The organism is Enterobacter sp. 302C9 (genome assembly GCF_034106085.1).
GTDB lineage: Bacteria > Pseudomonadota > Gammaproteobacteria > Enterobacterales > Enterobacteriaceae > Enterobacter > Enterobacter asburiae_B.
In genome coordinates, this window is the sequence record NZ_JAWNBW010000004.1 from 1 (window position 1) to 17,244 (window position 17,244).

A 17,244-nucleotide genomic window follows, 5' to 3' on the forward strand; every position below is an offset into this window, starting at 1 on the left:
TTAGCGCGGTGGTCCCACCTGACCCCATGCCGAACTCAGAAGTGAAACGCCGTAGCGCCGATGGTAGTGTGGGGTCTCCCCATGTGAGAGTAGGGAACTGCCAGGCATCAATTAAAAGAACCCCGTACCGTAAGGTGCGGGGTTTTTTGCTTTGTGCTTACCCTCTTTGGCCTTTCTCTTAATCCCTTATCCTGCTAATGGAATGTGTGATCCCTGTCGCAATGTCATTTATAACAAAATTATAACATTTCATTTACGAGGTAATTGAGTCTCCTGGCTCAATACGCCGCTGTTTATGGCAGGAGCATAATCACAATGACAGAAAGCATTACATCAAACGGGACGCTGGCTAGCAGTGATACCCGAAGAAGAGTATGGGCAATCGTCAGCGCCTCTTCAGGGAATCTGGTTGAATGGTTCGACTTTTACGTCTACTCATTTTGTTCACTCTACTTCGCACATATCTTCTTCCCATCCGGCAACACCACAACGCAGCTGCTACAAACGGCGGGGGTATTTGCCGCAGGGTTTTTAATGCGGCCCATCGGGGGCTGGCTGTTTGGCCGCATTGCGGATCGTCGCGGCCGTAAGGCTTCTATGCTGATCTCGGTGTGCATGATGTGCTTTGGTTCTCTGGTGATCGCTTGTTTACCGGGATATGAATCGATTGGCACCTGGGCACCGGCGCTACTTTTACTGGCTCGCTTATTTCAGGGATTATCGGTGGGCGGTGAATACGGTACCAGCGCGACCTACATGAGTGAGATTGCACTGGAAGGCCGTAAAGGTTTTTACGCCTCATTCCAGTACGTCACGTTGATTGGTGGTCAACTGCTGGCCATTCTTGTGGTAGTGATCCTGCAGCAGATTCTGACGGACGAACAACTTCACGCCTGGGGATGGCGAATTCCTTTCGCGATGGGCGCAGTACTGGCGGTGGTCGCACTTTGGCTACGCCGTCAGTTAGATGAAACCTCTCAGAAGGAAGTCAGAACGCTGAAGGAGGCGGGAACATTCAAAGGGTTATGGCGTAACCGCAAAGCTTTTCTCATGGTGCTGGGCTTTACTGCGGGCGGCTCTCTCAGTTTTTACACGTTCACCACCTATATGCAGAAGTACCTGGTGAACACCACCGGCATGCACGCAAACGTCGCCAGCGTAGTCATGACCGTGGCGCTGTTTGTCTTTATGCTCATACAACCCATTATCGGTGCGCTCTCGGATAAAATCGGTCGACGTACGTCGATGCTGATTTTCGGCGGCCTGTCGGCATTATGTACCGTACCTATTCTGTCGGCCCTTCAGCATGTGACTTCGCCGTATGCGGCGTTTGCGCTGGTGATGCTGGCGATGGTGATTGTCAGTTTCTATACCTCTATCAGCGGAATACTGAAAGCTGAAATGTTCCCGGCGCAGGTACGTGCTTTAGGGGTAGGGCTCTCTTATGCGGTAGCTAATGCGTTGTTTGGCGGATCGGCGGAGTACGTTGCGTTGTCGCTTAAATCATGGGGAAGTGAAACGACATTCTTCTGGTACGTAACGATAATGGGCGCACTGGCCTTTATTGTTTCGCTGATGCTGCATCGCAAAGGTAAAGGCATTCGACTTTAATAGCGCGCCATCTGCCACACGGCATAGCCGGTCGTTGCGCCGGCGACATCCCAGGCGAAATCTTTCCAGCTCCAGCCGCTCCCTGCGGGGCGGCTATCCCACAGTTCTTTTGATGCTCCAAGACTGACTGAAAACATCAACCCTATCGCCGCGCTACGATCCCGGCTGTATCCCTGATGCTGCGCATATTCATTGCCGGCTGCGGACAACATCGCGGAAGCGAGGAAATGCTGGGCTTTATCCTGTCCGGACCAGTTATCGTTGGCCATATGGCTACAGCCAGTCAGAAAGAGGACGCTAAGTAACAGAGGAATACGCATCAACGGCTCCATAAAAAAACCCTGCGGGTGGCAGGGCCTGGACATTACAGAATACGGCTGATAAGTCGGTCGATACGGATACGACGTAAGCGGCGGATAAGCTTGCGGACTTTTACCGGATAATCGGCAATGCTCTGCAGTTCGCGGTAATGATTAACCACAGTGGTATGCGTGCGAATCAGCTCCAGCTCACGTTCACGTTTTGCGGCTAACTCGTGCTGCGGGTCATGGATCAGGATAGCGTTTTCCAGATCCAGTCGCCACGCGCGTGGGTTCAGGTTATTACCGGTCAGCAGCATCCACTCATCGTCGACCCACATTCCTTTCAGATGGTAAGTGTTGTCTTCATCTTTCCAGAGACGCACAACCAACTGGTCAGTGTTTACGTAATACTGTAAACGGCTCAGGAAACGGCGCAGGTTGATCTCATAGAGATAAGGCAGCGCACCGATGATTTTGAACGGCTGATCTTCAGGAATGAAAAAGTCGTTTGCGGTTTTATCACCAACGATGATTTCCACTTTTTTACCGTCGCGCAGCAGCTGAATGATATTACGCACCAGCACGGCAGGGAGGTTGAAGTACGGCGTACAGATGGTGAGTTTCTGCTCCGCGCACGGCATCAGATGGAAGATCGTTTTGTTCAGCAGGCTTGATTTACCGAGCCCTACCAGCGGGGTAACGGATAACTCTTCGTTGTTCGCATCGCCCTGGAAATGATAGACCGCATCACGCAGCTCCTGGCGGAAGGCGCGAACATCGTTTTTGATTTCCGGGCTTTTAGGACGTTCGGGATCGTCAAGGCGATTAACACCGCGGCCATGGACCAGATTTTTATCAACCCAGTTAAACATGATATCGGCCATCTGCGGATTACGGATCAGATGGTAGCGGTCGTAGCGATATTTATCGAGCTGATGAAGGTAAACATCATTCAGACTTGCGCCGCTGTAAAGCACGCTGTCATCAATGATGAAGCCCTTGAAATGAAGTACGCCGAGCGCTTCACGGGTATTAACCGGGACGCCATAAACAGGCACATCAACGCCAGGATTTTCCTGCGCCGTGCGGCAATACCAGTCGGCATTGGTGTTTGACGCGGCAGCGCCAATACGGCCACGCTGAGCGCGATGCCAGTCGACCAGCACGCGAACATCGAGTTCCGGGCGCTGACGTTTGGCTTCATAGAGCGCGTTCAGGATCGCGCGCCCGCCTTCATCCTGTTCAAGATAGAGCGCTACAATGCAAATGCGTCGCGTGGCGCTGGCAATCTTTTCCAGAAGCGTCTCCCGAAAATGAGCGGGAGCGTAAAAGAACTCTACATCATCAACTGACTGAGAAATCTTCGGTAGTTGAGCAAGGTGTTGTTGATGTTTATTACGCTTAAATTTTGACAACATCACAGTGCGTTTCTTCTCTGTTCATTGAAGGGTTGTCTGTACCATGCAAACAACATAAGCGGACAATGATACCACCAGTCCCGTCCAAAGTGGGTAACATTTCCAGTAGCTTACTCGCGTTTGTCTGTTGATGTCAGACTGAGGGACAAGGCCACAATACCTTCGTCCAGCTGAATATCAACGTCAAACCCAAGTTTTCGCGCCAGGGTCACCATACCGCGATTGTTAGGCATAGTAATGCCATTGAGGCGTAACAATCCGTGATCTCGCGTATAACTGATGAGTTTTTCCAGCAGCCGTCTCCCCAGACCCAGGCCTTTAAGATCGGAGCGCACCAGCACCGCAAACTCCGCATCGACGTTATCCGGGTCAGAAATCGCACGCGTGACGCCGAGGATCTCATCCCCCTTATCGGAGCGACGAACGGCAACAAACGCCATTTCTCGATCGTAGTCGATCTGGGTCATATTGGCTAAATCATCATGGGTAAATTCGTTGATTTCGCTAAAATAGCGATAATAAAGATCCTCTTTCGTGACCTGAGAGATAAAGGCCCGCAGCTGGGGCTCATCTTCCGGCAGAATAGGGCGGAACAAGGCGCGTTCCCCATTCTTCATCTCAACCCACTCTTCCAGCTGCAGGGGATACGGGCGGATCGCCAGACGGCTCTCTCTGTCTCCTTCGAATGGCGCGATATCCAGGGTCACGTCCAGCGCCGTAAACTCATTGCCCGAGGCGAGCAGCGGATGAATGTCCAGCCGCTGGATTTCGGCACAATCCACAATCAGGTTAGACACCTGCACCAGGAACTGACTTAACCCGGCAATATCAAGCGGGCGCAGCGCACTCCGGCCACGGATCTTTTTACTTTTGATCGCCTGGATGATCAGATAACGCGCCAGGTTCATGTTCAGCGGCGGTAGCGCCACCACGGCCTGCTCCTCCGGACGCCACTCAACGCCACCCTCTCCCAGCATGATGAGCGGGCCGAAGACGGGATCGTGTTCGACCACCACCCGTAATTCCTGAGCCCCTGCGCGGTTTGCCATGCTTTGCACCAGCAATCCGTGGATCCTTGCCTGCGGCCAGGCCATTTTGACCCGATCAAAAATGGCATCAGCTGCCTGCTGCACCTCAGTCGCCGTACGCAGGTATAACATAACCCCTTGAACATCAGACTTATGCGGGATATCCGGGGAACGCAGCTTCAGGGCCACCGGATAGCCAATCTGTTCGGCAATATGCACGGCCTCAGCGCTGTCGCTGGCGATCCAGGTCGGCAGGGTTTGCATCCCGTAGCTGCCCAGAATGGGTTGGACCTCATGCGTATCAAGCGAGGTCGCGCCCTCTTCGATAGCCTGCTGCAACAGCCGGTGAACGTCGACGGTGTTCGCGGTCAGATTACCCGGCAAAGCCGGCGTCTCACGCAGCTGTTTCTGGTTGCGGCGATATTCCACCATATGCATAAACGCGGTGATGGTGCCTTCCGGCGTGCGGTAGGTTGGCAGCCCGGCCTCGCTGAACAAGCGCCGCGCCTCCTGAGAGGAAAACTCACCGCACCAGTTGGTGAGCAGGGTAACGTATTTGCCTCGCGGATGGTTGCGCACGGCATCAATGAGCGCGCGCGCGCTTTCACTGCCCGGCGCGACCGCGCTGGGGGAATGGATAATCATCAGCGCATCGAAATCCTGGCTATCCAGCAAAATGGATATCGCCCTGATATAGCGGTCGCTGCTGGCGTCATCGCGCAAATCAAGCGGATTGCCGGGCGTCACGCTGGTCGGAAGCGCTTCTTTCAGGCGCTGCAGCGTCTCTTCACTCAGCGTTGCCAGCTTGCCGAAGCGCCGCCACAGCTCGTCCAGCGCGAGCGCGGCAGGGGCCGCACCGTTACTGACAATCATTAGCTTCTCACCGCGCAACGGGCGCATATGGCTTAACGTCTCAACGGCGGAAAAAAGCTCGTGCGTATCCTGTACCCGCAGCAACCCCGCGCGCTGAATGGCGGCGTCCCAGGCGGGATCCATGCCGGAATGCGAATGCAGAAGACGCTGTGCCGCAGGGCTGCGTCCGCTTTTGATCACCAGGATCGGCTTATTGCGCGAAGCGCTTCGCGCAGCCGAGACAAAACGACGCGCGTCGCTGAGGTGCTCAAGATAAAGCAAGATCGCGCTGGTTTTGCCGTCACGTGCCAGAAAATCCAGCAGCTCATCAACGTCGATATCCAGGCTGTCGCCCAGGGCAATGAAGTAGGAGAATCCCATTTCACGCTGCTGCGCCCAGTCGAGGATGGTGTTCGATACCGCAGCCGACTGCGAGATAAACGCCAGTTTGCCTTTGCGGATCGGAACCGGGGAGAAACTGGCATTCAGCCCCTGCCAGGGGGCGAGCAGGCCCAGACTGTTTGGCCCAAGAATGCGCATTTGATAGCGGCTGGCGCAGGCCAGAAGCTCGGCTTTCTGTTCAGGCGGAGACGAGAGAATTATGCAGGTTTTACACCCTTTCTTGCCGAGTGATTCCAGCAGTTCCGGGTTGCGCTTCGCGTTTGTACAGAGTACGGCAAGATCCGGCACGAAAGGCAGGCTTTGTACATCAGGCCATGCAAGTACCCCCTGAACGGCCTTATAAGACGGCGTGACGGGCATGACGGGGCCATTAAATCCCCCGGCCAGCAGATTGCGCATCATCAGATAGCCAGCACGATCCAGCTTCATTGATGCGCCGATAACGGCAATGGATTTAGGACGAAGTAGCGCTTCTAACCCTCGCTGGCTCATGCAGGCCTCCTGTGAATGCAAGCGACCTGATGATTTTAAACGCTTTCTGGCTCGGGCGCTGTGACGCTGCCCTTATGAACGGTTTTTCCCGCCAGATAGCGCTCCCGGAAGCATGAGAAATGGTTGCCCAGGGCACCAGCCGCAGCGGTATCTCCCGCTAAATCCAGAAGCGCAATCGCCACTTCGGCGGTGCAGTATTGCCCGTCAGCATGCGCTTCACGCAGGCGGTAGGCGGAGACGCGGGAAAGATCGACAGAAATCACCGGCAGCGCGTCGAGATACGGGCTTTTGCGAAACATTTTTCGCGCTTCGGTCCAGGTACCGTCCAGCATGATAAACAGCGGTGGTTTACCGGATGGCGGCGCTGAAAGCACCTGGCGATCCACACCTGCATATGACGCGGGGAAGACGACCATCGGCTGGTAGTTCTGGCTGGCCACTAAATCGAGCAGGGCCTGAGGTGGCTCCGTACGGGACCACTGAAACGCGGTGGTATCCGGCAGAATATCGGCGATAAGACGCCCCGTATTGCTGGGTTTCATCGGCTCGGTATCGAACATGACCAGACAAAAACGGCTTTCCGCCGTACTCGGAGCGAGCGTCTCGCACAGACAAACCTTCAGCGGCAGCAGGCAGCGCTGACAGCGGCGAATACGGTTGCCTCGTGCGAGGAACGGTCGGGTGGCGCGCGCAAGGCGTTCGGCGCGTAATTTAAGAACGGCGTTATCAGTCATGGGCGAAATGCAGGAAAAACGCTATTTTCGCAGAGGCGGGAGCGGGGCACAAGACGTGCCCCGTGAATGTTACAGCGACTCGTTTAACCAGCTTTCAAAAGGCGCTTTTGGAACCGCGCCGTTGAGCATATCGATCACTTCGCCATTTTTGAAAATCATAATGGTCGGGATGCTGCGAATACGAAAACGTGCGCTCAGTTCGGGTTCGGCTTCGGTATTGACCTTAACGAACCGCATTTTTCCGCTGCGCTCTTCGGCCACATCTTCGAAAATCGGCGCGAAGCTACGGCATGGGCCGCACCATGGCGCCCAGAAATCGATCACGACAGGAAGATCGTCCTTGAGGAGTTTGTCCAGCGTAGCACCCGTCGCGTTAATGACATCGCCATCAAATAATTCATGGCCACAACGTCCGCATTTCGCACCATCTTCCATCCGATCGTCCGGAATGCGATTAAGAGCCTGACAGTTGGCACATACGGTATTCATAACTAACCTCTGATAGAGCCGTGGGACAGCGGCACAACGCCGATAATGTTTCTAATATGTTACATATTATCAATGAGCCTGTTTGAAACAACAATGCGTTTTATTCAATGAGAACAATAGTCACAGGCTTTTGTACGAAATTATGGCTATGCGCTGGCACATCGGGTAATCTGCGCGCTTCGCGCAGCGCTGGTGGAGAAAAGCATGAACGACGAAATGAAAAACAAAAGCGGCAAGGTCAAAGTGATGTATGTCCGCAGTGATGATGACTCTGATAAACGCACCCAAAATCCGCGTACCGGAAAAGGTGGCGGGCGTCCGGCGTCTTCTCGTGCAGACGGTGGCCGTCGCCCCGCCCGCGATGACAGAAATAACCGCGGTGATGACCGCAAACGTGACGATCGCAAACGCGATGACCGTCCGCGTTCCGACCGCCCACGCAGTGACCGTCCACGCGACGATCGTCCGCGTGATGACTTCTCACGTGATAACGCCTCCCCGTGGCGCACCGTTTCTCGCGCCCCTGGCGATGAGACGCCGGAAAAAGCCGATCACGGCGGTATCAGCGGTAAAAGCTTTATCGACCCGGAAGTGCTGCGCCGTCAGCGTGCGGAAGAGACCCGCGTGTATGGCGAGAACGCCTGCCAGGCGCTGTTCCTGAGCCGTCCTGAGTGTATCGTCCGCGCCTGGTTTATCCAGAGCGTGACCCCGCGCTTTAAAGAAGCGCTGCGCTGGATGGCCGCGAACCGTAAAGCCTACCACGTGGTTGATGATGCCGAGCTGACCAAAGCGTCCGGCACTGAACACCACGGCGGCGTCTGCTTCCTGATCAAAAAGCGTAACGGCACGACCGTGCAGCAGTGGGTCAGCCAGGCGGATGCCGATGACTGCGTGCTGGCCCTGGAAGATGTGGGCAACCCGCACAACCTGGGTGCAATGATGCGTAGCTGCGCGCACTTTGGCGTGAAAGGCGTGCTGTTGCAGGATGCCGCGCTGCTGGAATCCGGCGCCGCGATCCGTACTGCGGAAGGCGGAGCCGAGCACGTACAGCCGATCACCGGCGACAGCGTTCTGGACGCCCTCGAGCAGTTCCGTAAAGCGGGTTATTCCATCGTGACCACCTCAAGCCATGCCGGTACGCCGCTGTTTAAAGCGACGTTGCCGCGCAAAATGGTGCTGGTATTAGGTCAGGAACGTGATGGTCTGTCTGACGCGGCGCTCTCCAGTGCGGATCTGAGCGTCTCTATCGACGGAACAGGCAATGTGGAAAGTCTGAACGTATCCGTTGCGACCGGCGTACTGCTGGCCGAATGGTGGCGTCAGAACAAGGCATAAGCCATTATGCTTTTTGTATGCCCGGTGAGCCGGGCATACAAACTCAAACTACTCGCTCTCTGTCGGTAATACAGGCATCCAGTCAATCGGCTTTTCGCCACGTTTTTCCAGCCATTCATTCGCCAGAACAAAATGATTACTGCCAAAGAAACCGCGATGTGCAGACAGCGGTGACGGGTGCGGTGCTTTCAGCACGTGATGACGCTGACGGTCAATAATCGCCCCTTTCTTCTGCGCGTGAGAACCCCAGAGTAAAAACACCACCCCTTCACGATGCTCGTTGATCAGGCTGATGACTTTATCGGTAAACGTCTCCCAGCCCAGACTGGCGTGCGAGTGCGCCTGACCCGCCCGTACGGTAAGCACCGTATTCAGCAACAGCACGCCCTGGCGCGCCCAGCTTTCCAGGTAACCGTGGTTTGGCCGGGTAAAACCGGGCACGGTTGCTTCAAGCTCTTTATACATGTTGAGCAGAGAAGGGGGGATAGCCACGCCCGGACGAACGGAAAACGCCAGCCCATGCGCCTGCCCGGGGCCGTGATAGGGATCCTGGCCCAGAATGACCACTTTCACATCGCTCAGTTCGGTGTAGCGAAAGGCGTTAAACACGTCTTTCTGCGGCGGGTAAATCGTCTGTCCGGACTGACGCTCAGCGGCAACGGTGCTGAGCGTATTGATAAAATAAGGCTGCTGCTTTTCTTCTGCCAGCACGTCATGCCAGGTTAAAAGTGTCGTCATCTCGCTCTCCTGCGAATCTCAATCTGTGACTAGCTTACCTGTTTCACCCCGGTGAGCAAAATTACGCGCTGAAATACGTGCTAAGTGGCTAAATTTATTTTGAAAAGATACAGGGTAAGTTGAATTGGTAAGGTTGTTAAATTGATCTAAAACAATAAATTCAAACCACACTCTTTATGTGGTTGGTGTTTTTGTTGATTTAAATCAATAAATCGCCGGGGTGTGAATGTTATATATACACACAAGAAACAATGGTTTTACCAATTGGCCGCGAGAGGCCGACACGAGTTAATGTAGCCTAAGGGAGGCAACACATGATTACAGGTATCCAGATTACTAAAGCTGCAAATGACGATCTGCTCAATTCTTTCTGGCTGCTGGACAGCGAGAAGAACGAAGCGCGCTGCGTCGTTGCGAAAGCGGGTTTTGCTGAAGATGAAATCGTACCGGTAAACAAACTGGGCGAAATCGAATACCGTGAAGTTCCTATGGAAGTGCAGCCGGAAGTGCGCGTGGAAGGTGGTCAGCACCTGAACGTAAACGTGCTGCGCCGCGAAACGCTGATGGATGCCGTTGAGAATCCAGAAAAATACCCACAGCTGACTATCCGCGTGTCCGGCTATGCGGTTCGCTTTAACTCACTGACTCCAGAACAGCAGCGCGACGTTATCGCCCGTACCTTTACTGAAAGCCTGTAACGGCTTCAGCAGGGGGGAATAAAAAAGCCGGGAATTTCCCCGGCTTTTTTTTACTCTTCAGTTTTCGTCTCTGGTGCGGCAGAGCTTGGCTTACGGCGCTTACCAATATTTTTGGTATCGCGGTGGCGCTGCTTCACGCGCGGTTTCTCTTTTTCTTTCTCTTTTCTCTCAGCACGTTTTGCGAGCGCTTTCTTGGACGGTTTACCCGTCATCTTTTCACTCGGCGCACGCGTGGTCGGGCGGAGTTCGTCAATCACGCGCGCTTTCAGCGGCTCATCAACATAGCGGCCAATTTTCTGCAGCAGCAGGTAGTCATGCGCTTCGACCAGTGAAATCGCAATCCCTTTGCGGCCCGCGCGGCCGGTACGACCAATACGGTGCAGGTAGGTATCTCCGCTGCGCGGCATATCGAAGTTAATGACGTGGCTGACGTCCGGGATGTCGATCCCGCGAGCGGCAACGTCAGTTGCAACCAGCACGTTAACGCGACCATCGGTCAGTCGCTTAATCCCTTCGGTACGCTTGATCTGCGCCATCTCGCCTTCAAGATAGCAGTTGTTGATCCCGGCGTTACGCAGCATTTCAGCCAGCTCGTGCACGCGCTCGCGCTTGCGCACAAATACGATTGTGCGCAGAGCATCTTCCTGTTTGAGCAGGTGTTTCAGCAATTCGACTTTGTGCTCAAGGTTGTCCGCGCGGTAGTACCACTGGTGGATCTTCTTACGCTCACGGGTGGACGGCGTCGCCGAGACTTCCACCGGATCTTCCAGCAGACGCTCTGCGAAGTCTTTGATCGCTTCCCCTTCGAGGGTGGCAGAGAACAGCATCGTCTGGTTACGCCAGCGCGTTTCCCCTGCAATGTGCTCGATATCCTGTGCGAAGCCCATGTCCAGCATGCGGTCGGCTTCGTCGAGGATCAGCGTTTCAACCGCGCGGCAGTCGAAGTTCTCTTCTTTAATGTACTGCAGCAGGCGTCCCGTCGTCGCAACGACGATGTCCTGGTTTTCGCTGAACACTTCGGCGTGGTTCATGTACGCTACGCCGCCGGTGATGGTGGCAATATCCAGATGAGTATTTGCCGCGAGTTCACGCGCGTGATCGGCAACCTGCATTGCCAGTTCGCGCGTAGGCGTCAGGATCAAAATACGCGGCGGGCCAGATTTTTTACGCGGGAAGTCGAGCAGATGCTGCAACACAGGCAGCAAATAGGCTGCTGTCTTCCCCGTGCCGGTTGGCGCAGAACCGAGCACATCGCGGCCCTCAAGCGCAGGCGGAATGGCCGCTGCCTGAATGGCGGTCGGGCGTGTAAAGCCTTTGCTCTCAAGTGCATTGAGCAGGCTTTCATCGAGTTCAAGTTCGGAAAAAGTCGTTACAGTCATGTTCTACCTCTGTGTGGGGCGCTGATTATAGACGTTACGGCTGTAATCTTCATCTGTTTGTATGGATATCGCTTTTCGGCCACTTCGCTTTCCCCTATGCTACTCCAGTTTCACTTAGAAGGTTGCCCTGACATGTCTCAACTCAAAGCGCAGCTGCGCCGCGATGGTTTTACGTTTAAACAATTTTTTGTCGCTCACGATCGCTGTGCCATGAAGGTTGGTACAGACGGTATTTTACTGGGAGCGTGGGCGCCTGTCGCAGGTGTTAAGCGTATTCTTGATATCGGTACCGGCAGCGGGCTGGTGGCGCTGATGCTGGCGCAGCGTACGGAAGAACATGTCATCATTGATGCCGTCGAACTGGACGCGCAGGCCGCAGAGCAGGCGAGTGACAATATGGCCGAATCCCCCTGGGCAGTCCGAATGAAAGTGGAATGCGCAGACGTGCTCGCCTGGGCGCCTGAACAAACCGCGCGTTACGATCTGATCGTCAGCAACCCTCCCTACTACGAGCCCGGCGTTGAGTGCGGGACACCCGAGCGTGAACAGGCGCGTTATACCGGCTCCCTCGATCATAAAGCGCTGCTCACCAGCGCGGCAGAACTGATCTCCGAAGAGGGTTTTTTCTGTGTGGTCCTGCCAGAGAGTACCGGCAACACGTTCATCGGTATCGCGCAGGAGATCGGCTGGACGTTACGTCTGCGTACCGATATTTCGGATACGGAGGGTCGACTGCCGCACCGCGTACTGCTGGCTCTGTCGCCAAAAGAGGGTGAATGCTTTAATGACCGAATGGTGATCCGTGGGCCAGACCAGCGCTATTCCGAAGATTACACTGCCCTGACCCAGGCGTTTTATCTGTTTATGTAAACCTGCGGGGCGAGTATCGACGGGCCGGATTCAGCAAGCTGATCCGGGTAGTCCAGGGTATAGTGCAGCCCGCGGCTCTCTTTACGCATCATCGCGCAGCGAACAATCAGCTCGGCAACCTGCACCAGATTGCGCAGCTCCAGCAGATTATTGGATACGCGGAAATTAGCATAGTACTCATCAATTTCCTGCTGCAGCATGGTGATGCGGCGCAAGGCGCGCTCCAGGCGTTTCGTGGTGCGCACAATCCCCACGTAGTCCCACATAAACAGCCGTAGCTCATGCCAGTTGTGCTGGATCACGACCAGTTCGTCCGGATTATCCACGCGGCTTTCATCCCAGGCAGGCAGGTGCTCTGTCTCGCGGGCGTAAGGCATGCGCTTCGTGATATCTTCCGCCGCCGACCAGCCGTACACCAGACACTCAAGCAGCGAGTTAGAGGCCATACGGTTCGCGCCGTGAAGTCCGGTATAGCTGACCTCACCGATAGCATACAGACCGTCTACGTCAGTACGTCCATGATCGTCAACCATTACGCCACCGCAGGTATAGTGGGCCGCTGGCACAATGGGCACCGGGTCACGCGTTAAATCAATGCCAAGATTGAGCAGCTTTTCATAAATCATCGGGAAATGCTGGCGAATGAACTCTGCTGGCTTATGGCTGATATCGAGATACATGCAGTCTACGCCAAGGCGCTTCATTTCATGATCGATGGCGCGGGCAACGATGTCACGCGGGGCCAGTTCACCCCGGACGTCAAAGTCAGGCATAAAGCGAGATCCATCAGGGCGTTTCAGATACGCGCCTTCACCGCGCAGGGCTTCCGTCAGCAGGAAGTTGCGCGCCTGGGGATGGAACAGGGCGGTGGGGTGAAACTGATTAAACTCGAGGTTCGCCACCCGGCAGCCAGCGCGCCAGGCCATCGCGATACCGTCTCCGGAGGCAATGTCAGGGTTCGTGGTGTACTGATACACCTTGGAGGCACCGCCGGTAGCCAGCACCACTGCCTTCGCCCGGCAGGTCTCCACCTTCTCTTTATTTCGGTTCCAGACCCAGGCGCCCACCACGCGACGCGTGCCGGGCAGGCCAATCTTGTCAGAGATAATCAGGTCAACGGCATTGCTTCGCTCGAGAACCCGAATATTAGGATGGTTCAGCGCTTTGCTGACCAGCGTGGTTTCCACTTCTTTTCCGGTGGCATCCGCTGCGTGCAGGATGCGGCGGTGACTATGGCCGCCTTCGCGAGTCAGGTGGTAGCTCTCTTCACCGTTGGGTTGAACCTGCGTATCGAATAAGACGCCCTGGTCGATGAGCCACTGAACGCAGTGACGGGCATTGCTGGCGACAAACTCTGCGGCGTGTGCATCCACGATCCCTGCTCCGGCAATGAGCGTATCCTCGACGTGGGATGCAATGCTGTCTGTCTCATCAAACACGGCGGCAATGCCGCCCTGGGCATAAAACGTGGAACCTTCACTTATCGGTCCTTTACTCAGAACGATAACGTTTTGATGCTCGGCCAGGCGCAGCGCCAGAGAGAGACCGGCAGCGCCGCTGCCGATGATCAGTACATCACAATGGAGTTCAGGTGTTGTGTTCATGATTGTTGTTTAATTTACTAAACAGTGTTGGGTCAGAATAGCACCTGAATGCGATATATCGCACGTATTTTTTTAGAGGCTGTCGCAATGGCTAAACGCGTAAGCGGAGGTAAACGGAGGGTAAATGAGTGAAATTATTTTGCGAAGCAGATCGTTAGCGTCAGATTTTGTGGTGAAATAAAGCCTGTGTTGCGTTACTCTTCTGGCGGGAAAAAGATGTTTCTTGTCATAAAGTGGTGCGTATCGTGAACAGACTTATAATGAGAGAAAATAAACGGTCTGCGGCGCGATGAACAAAAACAAAGGCGTTACGGAACTTATTGAAGATCAGACACTCTAAATGGTGCTTGCTCAAAGTGCGGTATTTTTAGAGTGGCGTTTCGATAACGCGTGGAATTTAGGTTTGGGGAGACATTACCTCGGATGAGCGAGCAGTTAACGGACCAGGTCCTGGTTGAACGGGTCCAGAAGGGAGATCAGAAAGCCTTTAACCTACTGGTGGTCCGCTACCAGCATAAGGTGGCGAGCCTGGTTTCCCGCTATGTACCGTCAGGCGATGTGCCTGATGTGGTGCAAGAGTCTTTTATTAAGGCCTATCGCGCGCTGGATTCTTTCCGGGGAGATAGTGCTTTTTATACCTGGCTGTACCGTATTGCGGTCAATACGGCAAAGAATTATCTGGTCGCTCAGGGCCGTCGTCCGCCTTCAAGTGATGTGGACGCAATCGACGCCGAAAACTTCGAAAGCGGCGGCGCATTGAAAGAAATTTCGAACCCTGAGAACTTAATGTTGTCAGAAGAACTGAGACAAATCGTTTTTCGCACGATCGAGTCGCTCCCGGAAGATTTACGTATGGCAATTACGTTACGGGAGCTGGATGGTCTGAGCTATGAAGAGATAGCCGCTATCATGGATTGTCCGGTCGGCACGGTACGTTCACGAATTTTCCGTGCGCGAGAAGCTATTGATAATAAAGTTCAACCGCTTATCAGGCGTTGACGATAGCGGGATACTGGAAAAGGTATTAGGCATGCAGAAAGAAAAACTTTCCGCTTTAATGGATGGTGAAACGGTGGATAGCGAGCTGCTCAACGAGCTGTCTCATTCACCCGAAATGCAAGAGACCTGGGAGAGTTACCATCTCATCCGTGACACCCTTCGCGGTGACACCGGCGAGGTTCTCCATTTCGATATCTCAGCCCGCGTCATGGCGGCGATCGAGAATGAGCCTGTTCATCAGACCACTCCGCTGATTCCTGAAGCTCAACCCGCGCCTCACCAGTGGCAGAAAATGCCGTTCTGGCAAAAGGTGCGTCCGTGGGCCAGCCAGCTTACCCAAATGGGTGTGGCAGCATGCGTATCGCTTGCAGTTATTGTTGGCGTCCAGCACTATAATACTCAGTCTGAAACTAATCAGCAGCCAGAAGCGCCAGTGTTTAACACACTGCCGATGATGGGCAAAGCCAGCCCGGTAAGCCTGGGCGTACCGGCTGATGCATCCGCCAGCGGCGGTCAGCAACAGCAGGTTCAGGAGCAGCGCCGTCGCATTAATGCGATGTTGCAGGATTACGAGTTGCAGCGTCGTCTGCACTCTGAACAGCTTCAGTTTGAGCAGGCGCAGACACAGCAAGCTGCTGTGCAGGTGCCCGGAAACCAAACTTTAGGAACGCAATCGCAGTAATGAAGCAACTTTGGTTCGCCATGTCTCTGATGGCGGGTAGCCTGTTCTTCTCTGCCAACGCCTCGGCTGATGTTTCATCCGGGGCGTTGTTGCAGCAAATGAATCTGGCCAGCCAGTCACTCAATTATGAGTTGGCATTTATCAGCATCAATAAGCAGGGCGTCGAGTCGTTACGCTATCGTCATGCCCGTCTTGATAAGCAGCCGCTCGCCCAGCTTTTACAGATGGATGGCCCGCGTCGGGAAGTGGTCCAACGTGGTAATGAAATCAGCTATTTCGAGCCAGGCCTGGAGCCTTTCACGCTGAATGGCGACTATATCGTTGATTCCCTGCCGTCACTCATTTACACCGACTTCAAACGGCTTGCCCCTTACTACGATTTTATTTCGGTAGGGCGTACCCGCATCGCGGACAGACTGTGCGAGGTAATTCGCGTTGTTGCCCGGGACGGAACGCGCTACAGCTATATCGTCTGGATTGATGCCGAAACCAAACTCCCCATGCGTGTTGACCTGCTCGACCGTGACGGTGAAACGCTGGAACAGTTCCGGGTTATCTCCTTCAGCGTGAACAATCAGGTTGGCAACAGCATGCAGAATCTGGCTAAGGCCAGCCTGCCACCGCTGCTTTCTGTTCCTGCCGGGGATTCCGTTAATTTCAACTGGGTACCAGCCTGGATCCCGCAAGGGTTTAGCGAAGTGTCCAGCAGCCGTCGTCAGCTGCCAACGATTGAAACGCCGGTAGAATCGCGCCTCTATTCGGATGGTTTGTTCAGCTTCTCGGTGAATATCAATCGCGCAACGGCAAACAGCGCTGAACAAATGCTGCGTACCGGGCGCCGTACGGTGAGTACAGCGGTACGCGATAACGCAGAGATCACCATTGTGGGAGAACTCCCTCCGCAGACGGCGAAGCGCATCTCCGACAGCATTAAATTCAGGGCTGCACAATGATCAAAGAGTGGGCGACGGTTGTCTCCTGGCAAAACGGCATTGCGCTGGTGAGCTGCGATGTTAAAGCCTCATGTAATAGCTGCGCATCCCGCGCCGGCTGCGGCAGCCGCGTGTTGAATAAGCTTGGGCCACAAACATCGCACACGATTTCTGTGCCAAGCGAACAGCCGCTGATGGCGGGACAGAAGGTGGAACTGGGCATCGCGGAAGGCAGCCTGCTCAGCTCCGCTATGCTGGTGTATCTCTCTCCGCTGGTCGGCCTGTTTATCATGGGCGGCCTGTTTCAGATGCTGTTTGGTACCGATGTGGCCGCTATGTGCGGTGCCGCATTGGGTGGCGTGGGGGGATTCTGGCTTGCCAAAGGCCTCTCTCCGACGCTCGCCGCACGCGAGGAGTGGCAGCCTGTCATTCTCAGCGTTGGGCTGGCACCAGACCAGCTTCGTGTTGAAACGCTCTCTTCTGAGGCCCGGTGATCCATCGGGCTTTATCATTTTTTACACCCTAAAACAGAAAACGGCCTTTCTTCACGCTACACCTGCTTCTAAGTGCATTTCCAGGTAGCGAGGATGTAGTGTAGAATGCTGCGTTTTCGCACTGAAAAACGTCAGGCTAAGAACAGCGGCCTCCAGGAATTCGTAAGGCATAATTATTTAACTAT

The 17,244-nt window shown here is 54.6% G+C and carries 17 protein-coding genes and 1 rRNA gene; 10 read left to right on the top strand and 8 right to left on the bottom strand.

The window, feature by feature from the left end; all coding sequences use genetic code 11:
• Together rrf and UR289_RS09865 are read left to right on the top strand one after the other, a co-directional pair.
• Window positions 1-106, top strand: a 5S ribosomal RNA gene (rrf, locus tag UR289_RS09860); the annotation flags it as partial.
• 209 nt (window positions 107-315) lie between these two features.
• Complete coding sequence (locus UR289_RS09865) at window positions 316-1,611, top strand: MFS transporter (protein WP_087823121.1); 1,296 nt, start codon at window positions 316-318, stop codon at window positions 1,609-1,611.
• Here the strand turns inward: UR289_RS09865 and UR289_RS09870 are convergent.
• The 5 genes from UR289_RS09870 to trxC form a co-directional block, all read right to left on the bottom strand.
• Entirely contained in the window at window positions 1,608-1,931 is a 324-nt protein-coding gene (locus tag UR289_RS09870) for a YfiM family lipoprotein (RefSeq protein ID WP_033146245.1), read from the bottom strand. The genes UR289_RS09865 and UR289_RS09870 overlap by 4 nt on opposite strands.
• Before the next feature lie 44 nt (window positions 1,932-1,975).
• Window positions 1,976-3,331 (bottom strand): CDP-diacylglycerol--serine O-phosphatidyltransferase, encoded by a 1,356-nt coding sequence (pssA, locus tag UR289_RS09875; RefSeq protein WP_023333068.1) that lies wholly within the window; start codon window positions 3,329-3,331, stop codon window positions 1,976-1,978.
• A gap of 110 nt (window positions 3,332-3,441) precedes the next feature.
• On the bottom strand, window positions 3,442-6,105 hold the full coding sequence (locus tag UR289_RS09885) for a GNAT family N-acetyltransferase (RefSeq protein WP_320709932.1): 2,664 nt from the start codon (window positions 6,103-6,105) through the stop codon (window positions 3,442-3,444).
• 35 nt (window positions 6,106-6,140) lie between these two features.
• On the bottom strand, window positions 6,141-6,839 hold the full coding sequence (locus UR289_RS09890) for a tRNA-uridine aminocarboxypropyltransferase (RefSeq protein ID WP_096150465.1): 699 nt from the start codon (window positions 6,837-6,839) through the stop codon (window positions 6,141-6,143).
• Window positions 6,840-6,908: 69 nt separating this feature from the next.
• Window positions 6,909-7,328 carry a thioredoxin TrxC gene (gene trxC, locus UR289_RS09895; RefSeq protein ID WP_023308858.1) on the bottom strand — a complete coding sequence of 140 codons (420 nt, stop codon included), beginning with the start codon at window positions 7,326-7,328 and terminating at the stop codon, window positions 6,909-6,911.
• Window positions 7,329-7,532: 204 nt separating this feature from the next.
• Between trxC and UR289_RS09900 the strand changes: the two genes are divergently transcribed.
• Window positions 7,533-8,663 (top strand): tRNA/rRNA methyltransferase, encoded by a 1,131-nt coding sequence (locus tag UR289_RS09900; protein WP_029741125.1) that lies wholly within the window; start codon window positions 7,533-7,535, stop codon window positions 8,661-8,663.
• A gap of 48 nt (window positions 8,664-8,711) precedes the next feature.
• Here the strand turns inward: UR289_RS09900 and ung are convergent, their stop codons facing one another.
• Window positions 8,712-9,401, bottom strand: a complete 690-nt coding sequence (ung, locus tag UR289_RS09905) for a uracil-DNA glycosylase (protein WP_320709934.1) — start codon at window positions 9,399-9,401, stop codon at window positions 8,712-8,714.
• A gap of 314 nt (window positions 9,402-9,715) precedes the next feature.
• Here ung and grcA point away from each other — a divergent pair, with 314 nt between their 5' ends.
• A complete protein-coding gene (gene grcA, locus UR289_RS09910) occupies window positions 9,716-10,099 on the top strand; it encodes an autonomous glycyl radical cofactor GrcA (RefSeq protein WP_320709936.1) in 384 nt (127 codons plus the stop codon).
• 50 nt (window positions 10,100-10,149) lie between these two features.
• Here the strand turns inward: grcA and srmB are convergent, their stop codons facing one another.
• Complete coding sequence (srmB, locus tag UR289_RS09915) at window positions 10,150-11,478, bottom strand: ATP-dependent RNA helicase SrmB (protein ID WP_023308854.1); 1,329 nt, start codon at window positions 11,476-11,478, stop codon at window positions 10,150-10,152.
• A gap of 132 nt (window positions 11,479-11,610) precedes the next feature.
• Here srmB and trmN point away from each other — a divergent pair, with 132 nt between their 5' ends.
• Complete coding sequence (gene trmN / locus UR289_RS09920) at window positions 11,611-12,348, top strand: tRNA(1)(Val) (adenine(37)-N(6))-methyltransferase TrmN (protein WP_033146241.1); 738 nt, start codon at window positions 11,611-11,613, stop codon at window positions 12,346-12,348.
• Here trmN and nadB read toward each other — a convergent pair.
• Window positions 12,333-13,952 (bottom strand): L-aspartate oxidase, encoded by a 1,620-nt coding sequence (gene nadB / locus UR289_RS09925; protein WP_320709939.1) that lies wholly within the window; start codon window positions 13,950-13,952, stop codon window positions 12,333-12,335. The genes trmN and nadB overlap by 16 nt on opposite strands.
• A 340-nt stretch (window positions 13,953-14,292) precedes the next feature.
• Here nadB and rseD point away from each other — a divergent pair, with 340 nt between their 5' ends.
• From rseD to rseC, 5 genes are read left to right on the top strand one after another with little or no spacing between them, the layout of a single operon-like run.
• Window positions 14,293-14,379, top strand: coding sequence for a rpoE leader peptide RseD (rseD, locus tag UR289_RS09930; protein WP_223862639.1), 87 nt, complete (start codon window positions 14,293-14,295; stop codon window positions 14,377-14,379).
• A complete protein-coding gene (gene rpoE, locus UR289_RS09935; protein WP_006176728.1) occupies window positions 14,376-14,951 on the top strand; it encodes an RNA polymerase sigma factor RpoE in 576 nt (191 codons plus the stop codon). Before rseD ends, rpoE begins: the two co-directional genes overlap by 4 nt.
• 31 nt (window positions 14,952-14,982) lie before the next feature.
• Window positions 14,983-15,633: an anti-sigma-E factor RseA gene (gene rseA, locus UR289_RS09940; RefSeq protein WP_008502186.1), complete on the top strand. Its 651-nt coding sequence runs from the start codon at window positions 14,983-14,985 to the stop codon at window positions 15,631-15,633.
• A complete protein-coding gene (gene rseB / locus UR289_RS09945; protein WP_320709941.1) occupies window positions 15,633-16,586 on the top strand; it encodes a sigma-E factor regulatory protein RseB in 954 nt (317 codons plus the stop codon). The genes rseA and rseB overlap by 1 nt, the downstream gene beginning before the upstream one ends.
• Window positions 16,583-17,059 (top strand): SoxR-reducing system protein RseC, encoded by a 477-nt coding sequence (gene rseC, locus UR289_RS09950; protein WP_023308850.1) that lies wholly within the window; start codon window positions 16,583-16,585, stop codon window positions 17,057-17,059. Before rseB ends, rseC begins: the two co-directional genes overlap by 4 nt.
• Window positions 17,060-17,244 lie beyond the last annotated feature (185 nt).

What these genes read in the sequence shown, in the direction of transcription:
- UR289_RS09865 (WP_087823121.1), top strand. Translation starts at nt 316, where the DNA reads ATGACAGAAAGCATTACATCAAACGGGACGCTGGCTAGCAGTGATACC.
- UR289_RS09870 (WP_033146245.1), bottom strand. Translation starts at nt 1,931, where the DNA reads ATGCGTATTCCTCTGTTACTTAGCGTCCTCTTTCTGACTGGCTGTAGC.
- pssA (WP_023333068.1), bottom strand. Translation starts at nt 3,331, where the DNA reads ATGTTGTCAAAATTTAAGCGTAATAAACATCAACAACACCTTGCTCAA.
- UR289_RS09885 (WP_320709932.1), bottom strand. Translation starts at nt 6,105, where the DNA reads ATGAGCCAGCGAGGGTTAGAAGCGCTACTTCGTCCTAAATCCATTGCC.
- UR289_RS09890 (WP_096150465.1), bottom strand. Translation starts at nt 6,839, where the DNA reads ATGACTGATAACGCCGTTCTTAAATTACGCGCCGAACGCCTTGCGCGC.
- trxC (WP_023308858.1), bottom strand. Translation starts at nt 7,328, where the DNA reads ATGAATACCGTATGTGCCAACTGTCAGGCTCTTAATCGCATTCCGGAC.
- UR289_RS09900 (WP_029741125.1), top strand. Translation starts at nt 7,533, where the DNA reads ATGAACGACGAAATGAAAAACAAAAGCGGCAAGGTCAAAGTGATGTAT.
- ung (WP_320709934.1), bottom strand. Translation starts at nt 9,401, where the DNA reads ATGACGACACTTTTAACCTGGCATGACGTGCTGGCAGAAGAAAAGCAG.
- grcA (WP_320709936.1), top strand. Translation starts at nt 9,716, where the DNA reads ATGATTACAGGTATCCAGATTACTAAAGCTGCAAATGACGATCTGCTC.
- srmB (WP_023308854.1), bottom strand. Translation starts at nt 11,478, where the DNA reads ATGACTGTAACGACTTTTTCCGAACTTGAACTCGATGAAAGCCTGCTC.
- trmN (WP_033146241.1), top strand. Translation starts at nt 11,611, where the DNA reads ATGTCTCAACTCAAAGCGCAGCTGCGCCGCGATGGTTTTACGTTTAAA.
- nadB (WP_320709939.1), bottom strand. Translation starts at nt 13,952, where the DNA reads ATGAACACAACACCTGAACTCCATTGTGATGTACTGATCATCGGCAGC.
- rseD (WP_223862639.1), top strand. Translation starts at nt 14,293, where the DNA reads ATGGTGCTTGCTCAAAGTGCGGTATTTTTAGAGTGGCGTTTCGATAAC.
- rpoE (WP_006176728.1), top strand. Translation starts at nt 14,376, where the DNA reads ATGAGCGAGCAGTTAACGGACCAGGTCCTGGTTGAACGGGTCCAGAAG.
- rseA (WP_008502186.1), top strand. Translation starts at nt 14,983, where the DNA reads ATGCAGAAAGAAAAACTTTCCGCTTTAATGGATGGTGAAACGGTGGAT.
- rseB (WP_320709941.1), top strand. Translation starts at nt 15,633, where the DNA reads ATGAAGCAACTTTGGTTCGCCATGTCTCTGATGGCGGGTAGCCTGTTC.
- rseC (WP_023308850.1), top strand. Translation starts at nt 16,583, where the DNA reads ATGATCAAAGAGTGGGCGACGGTTGTCTCCTGGCAAAACGGCATTGCG.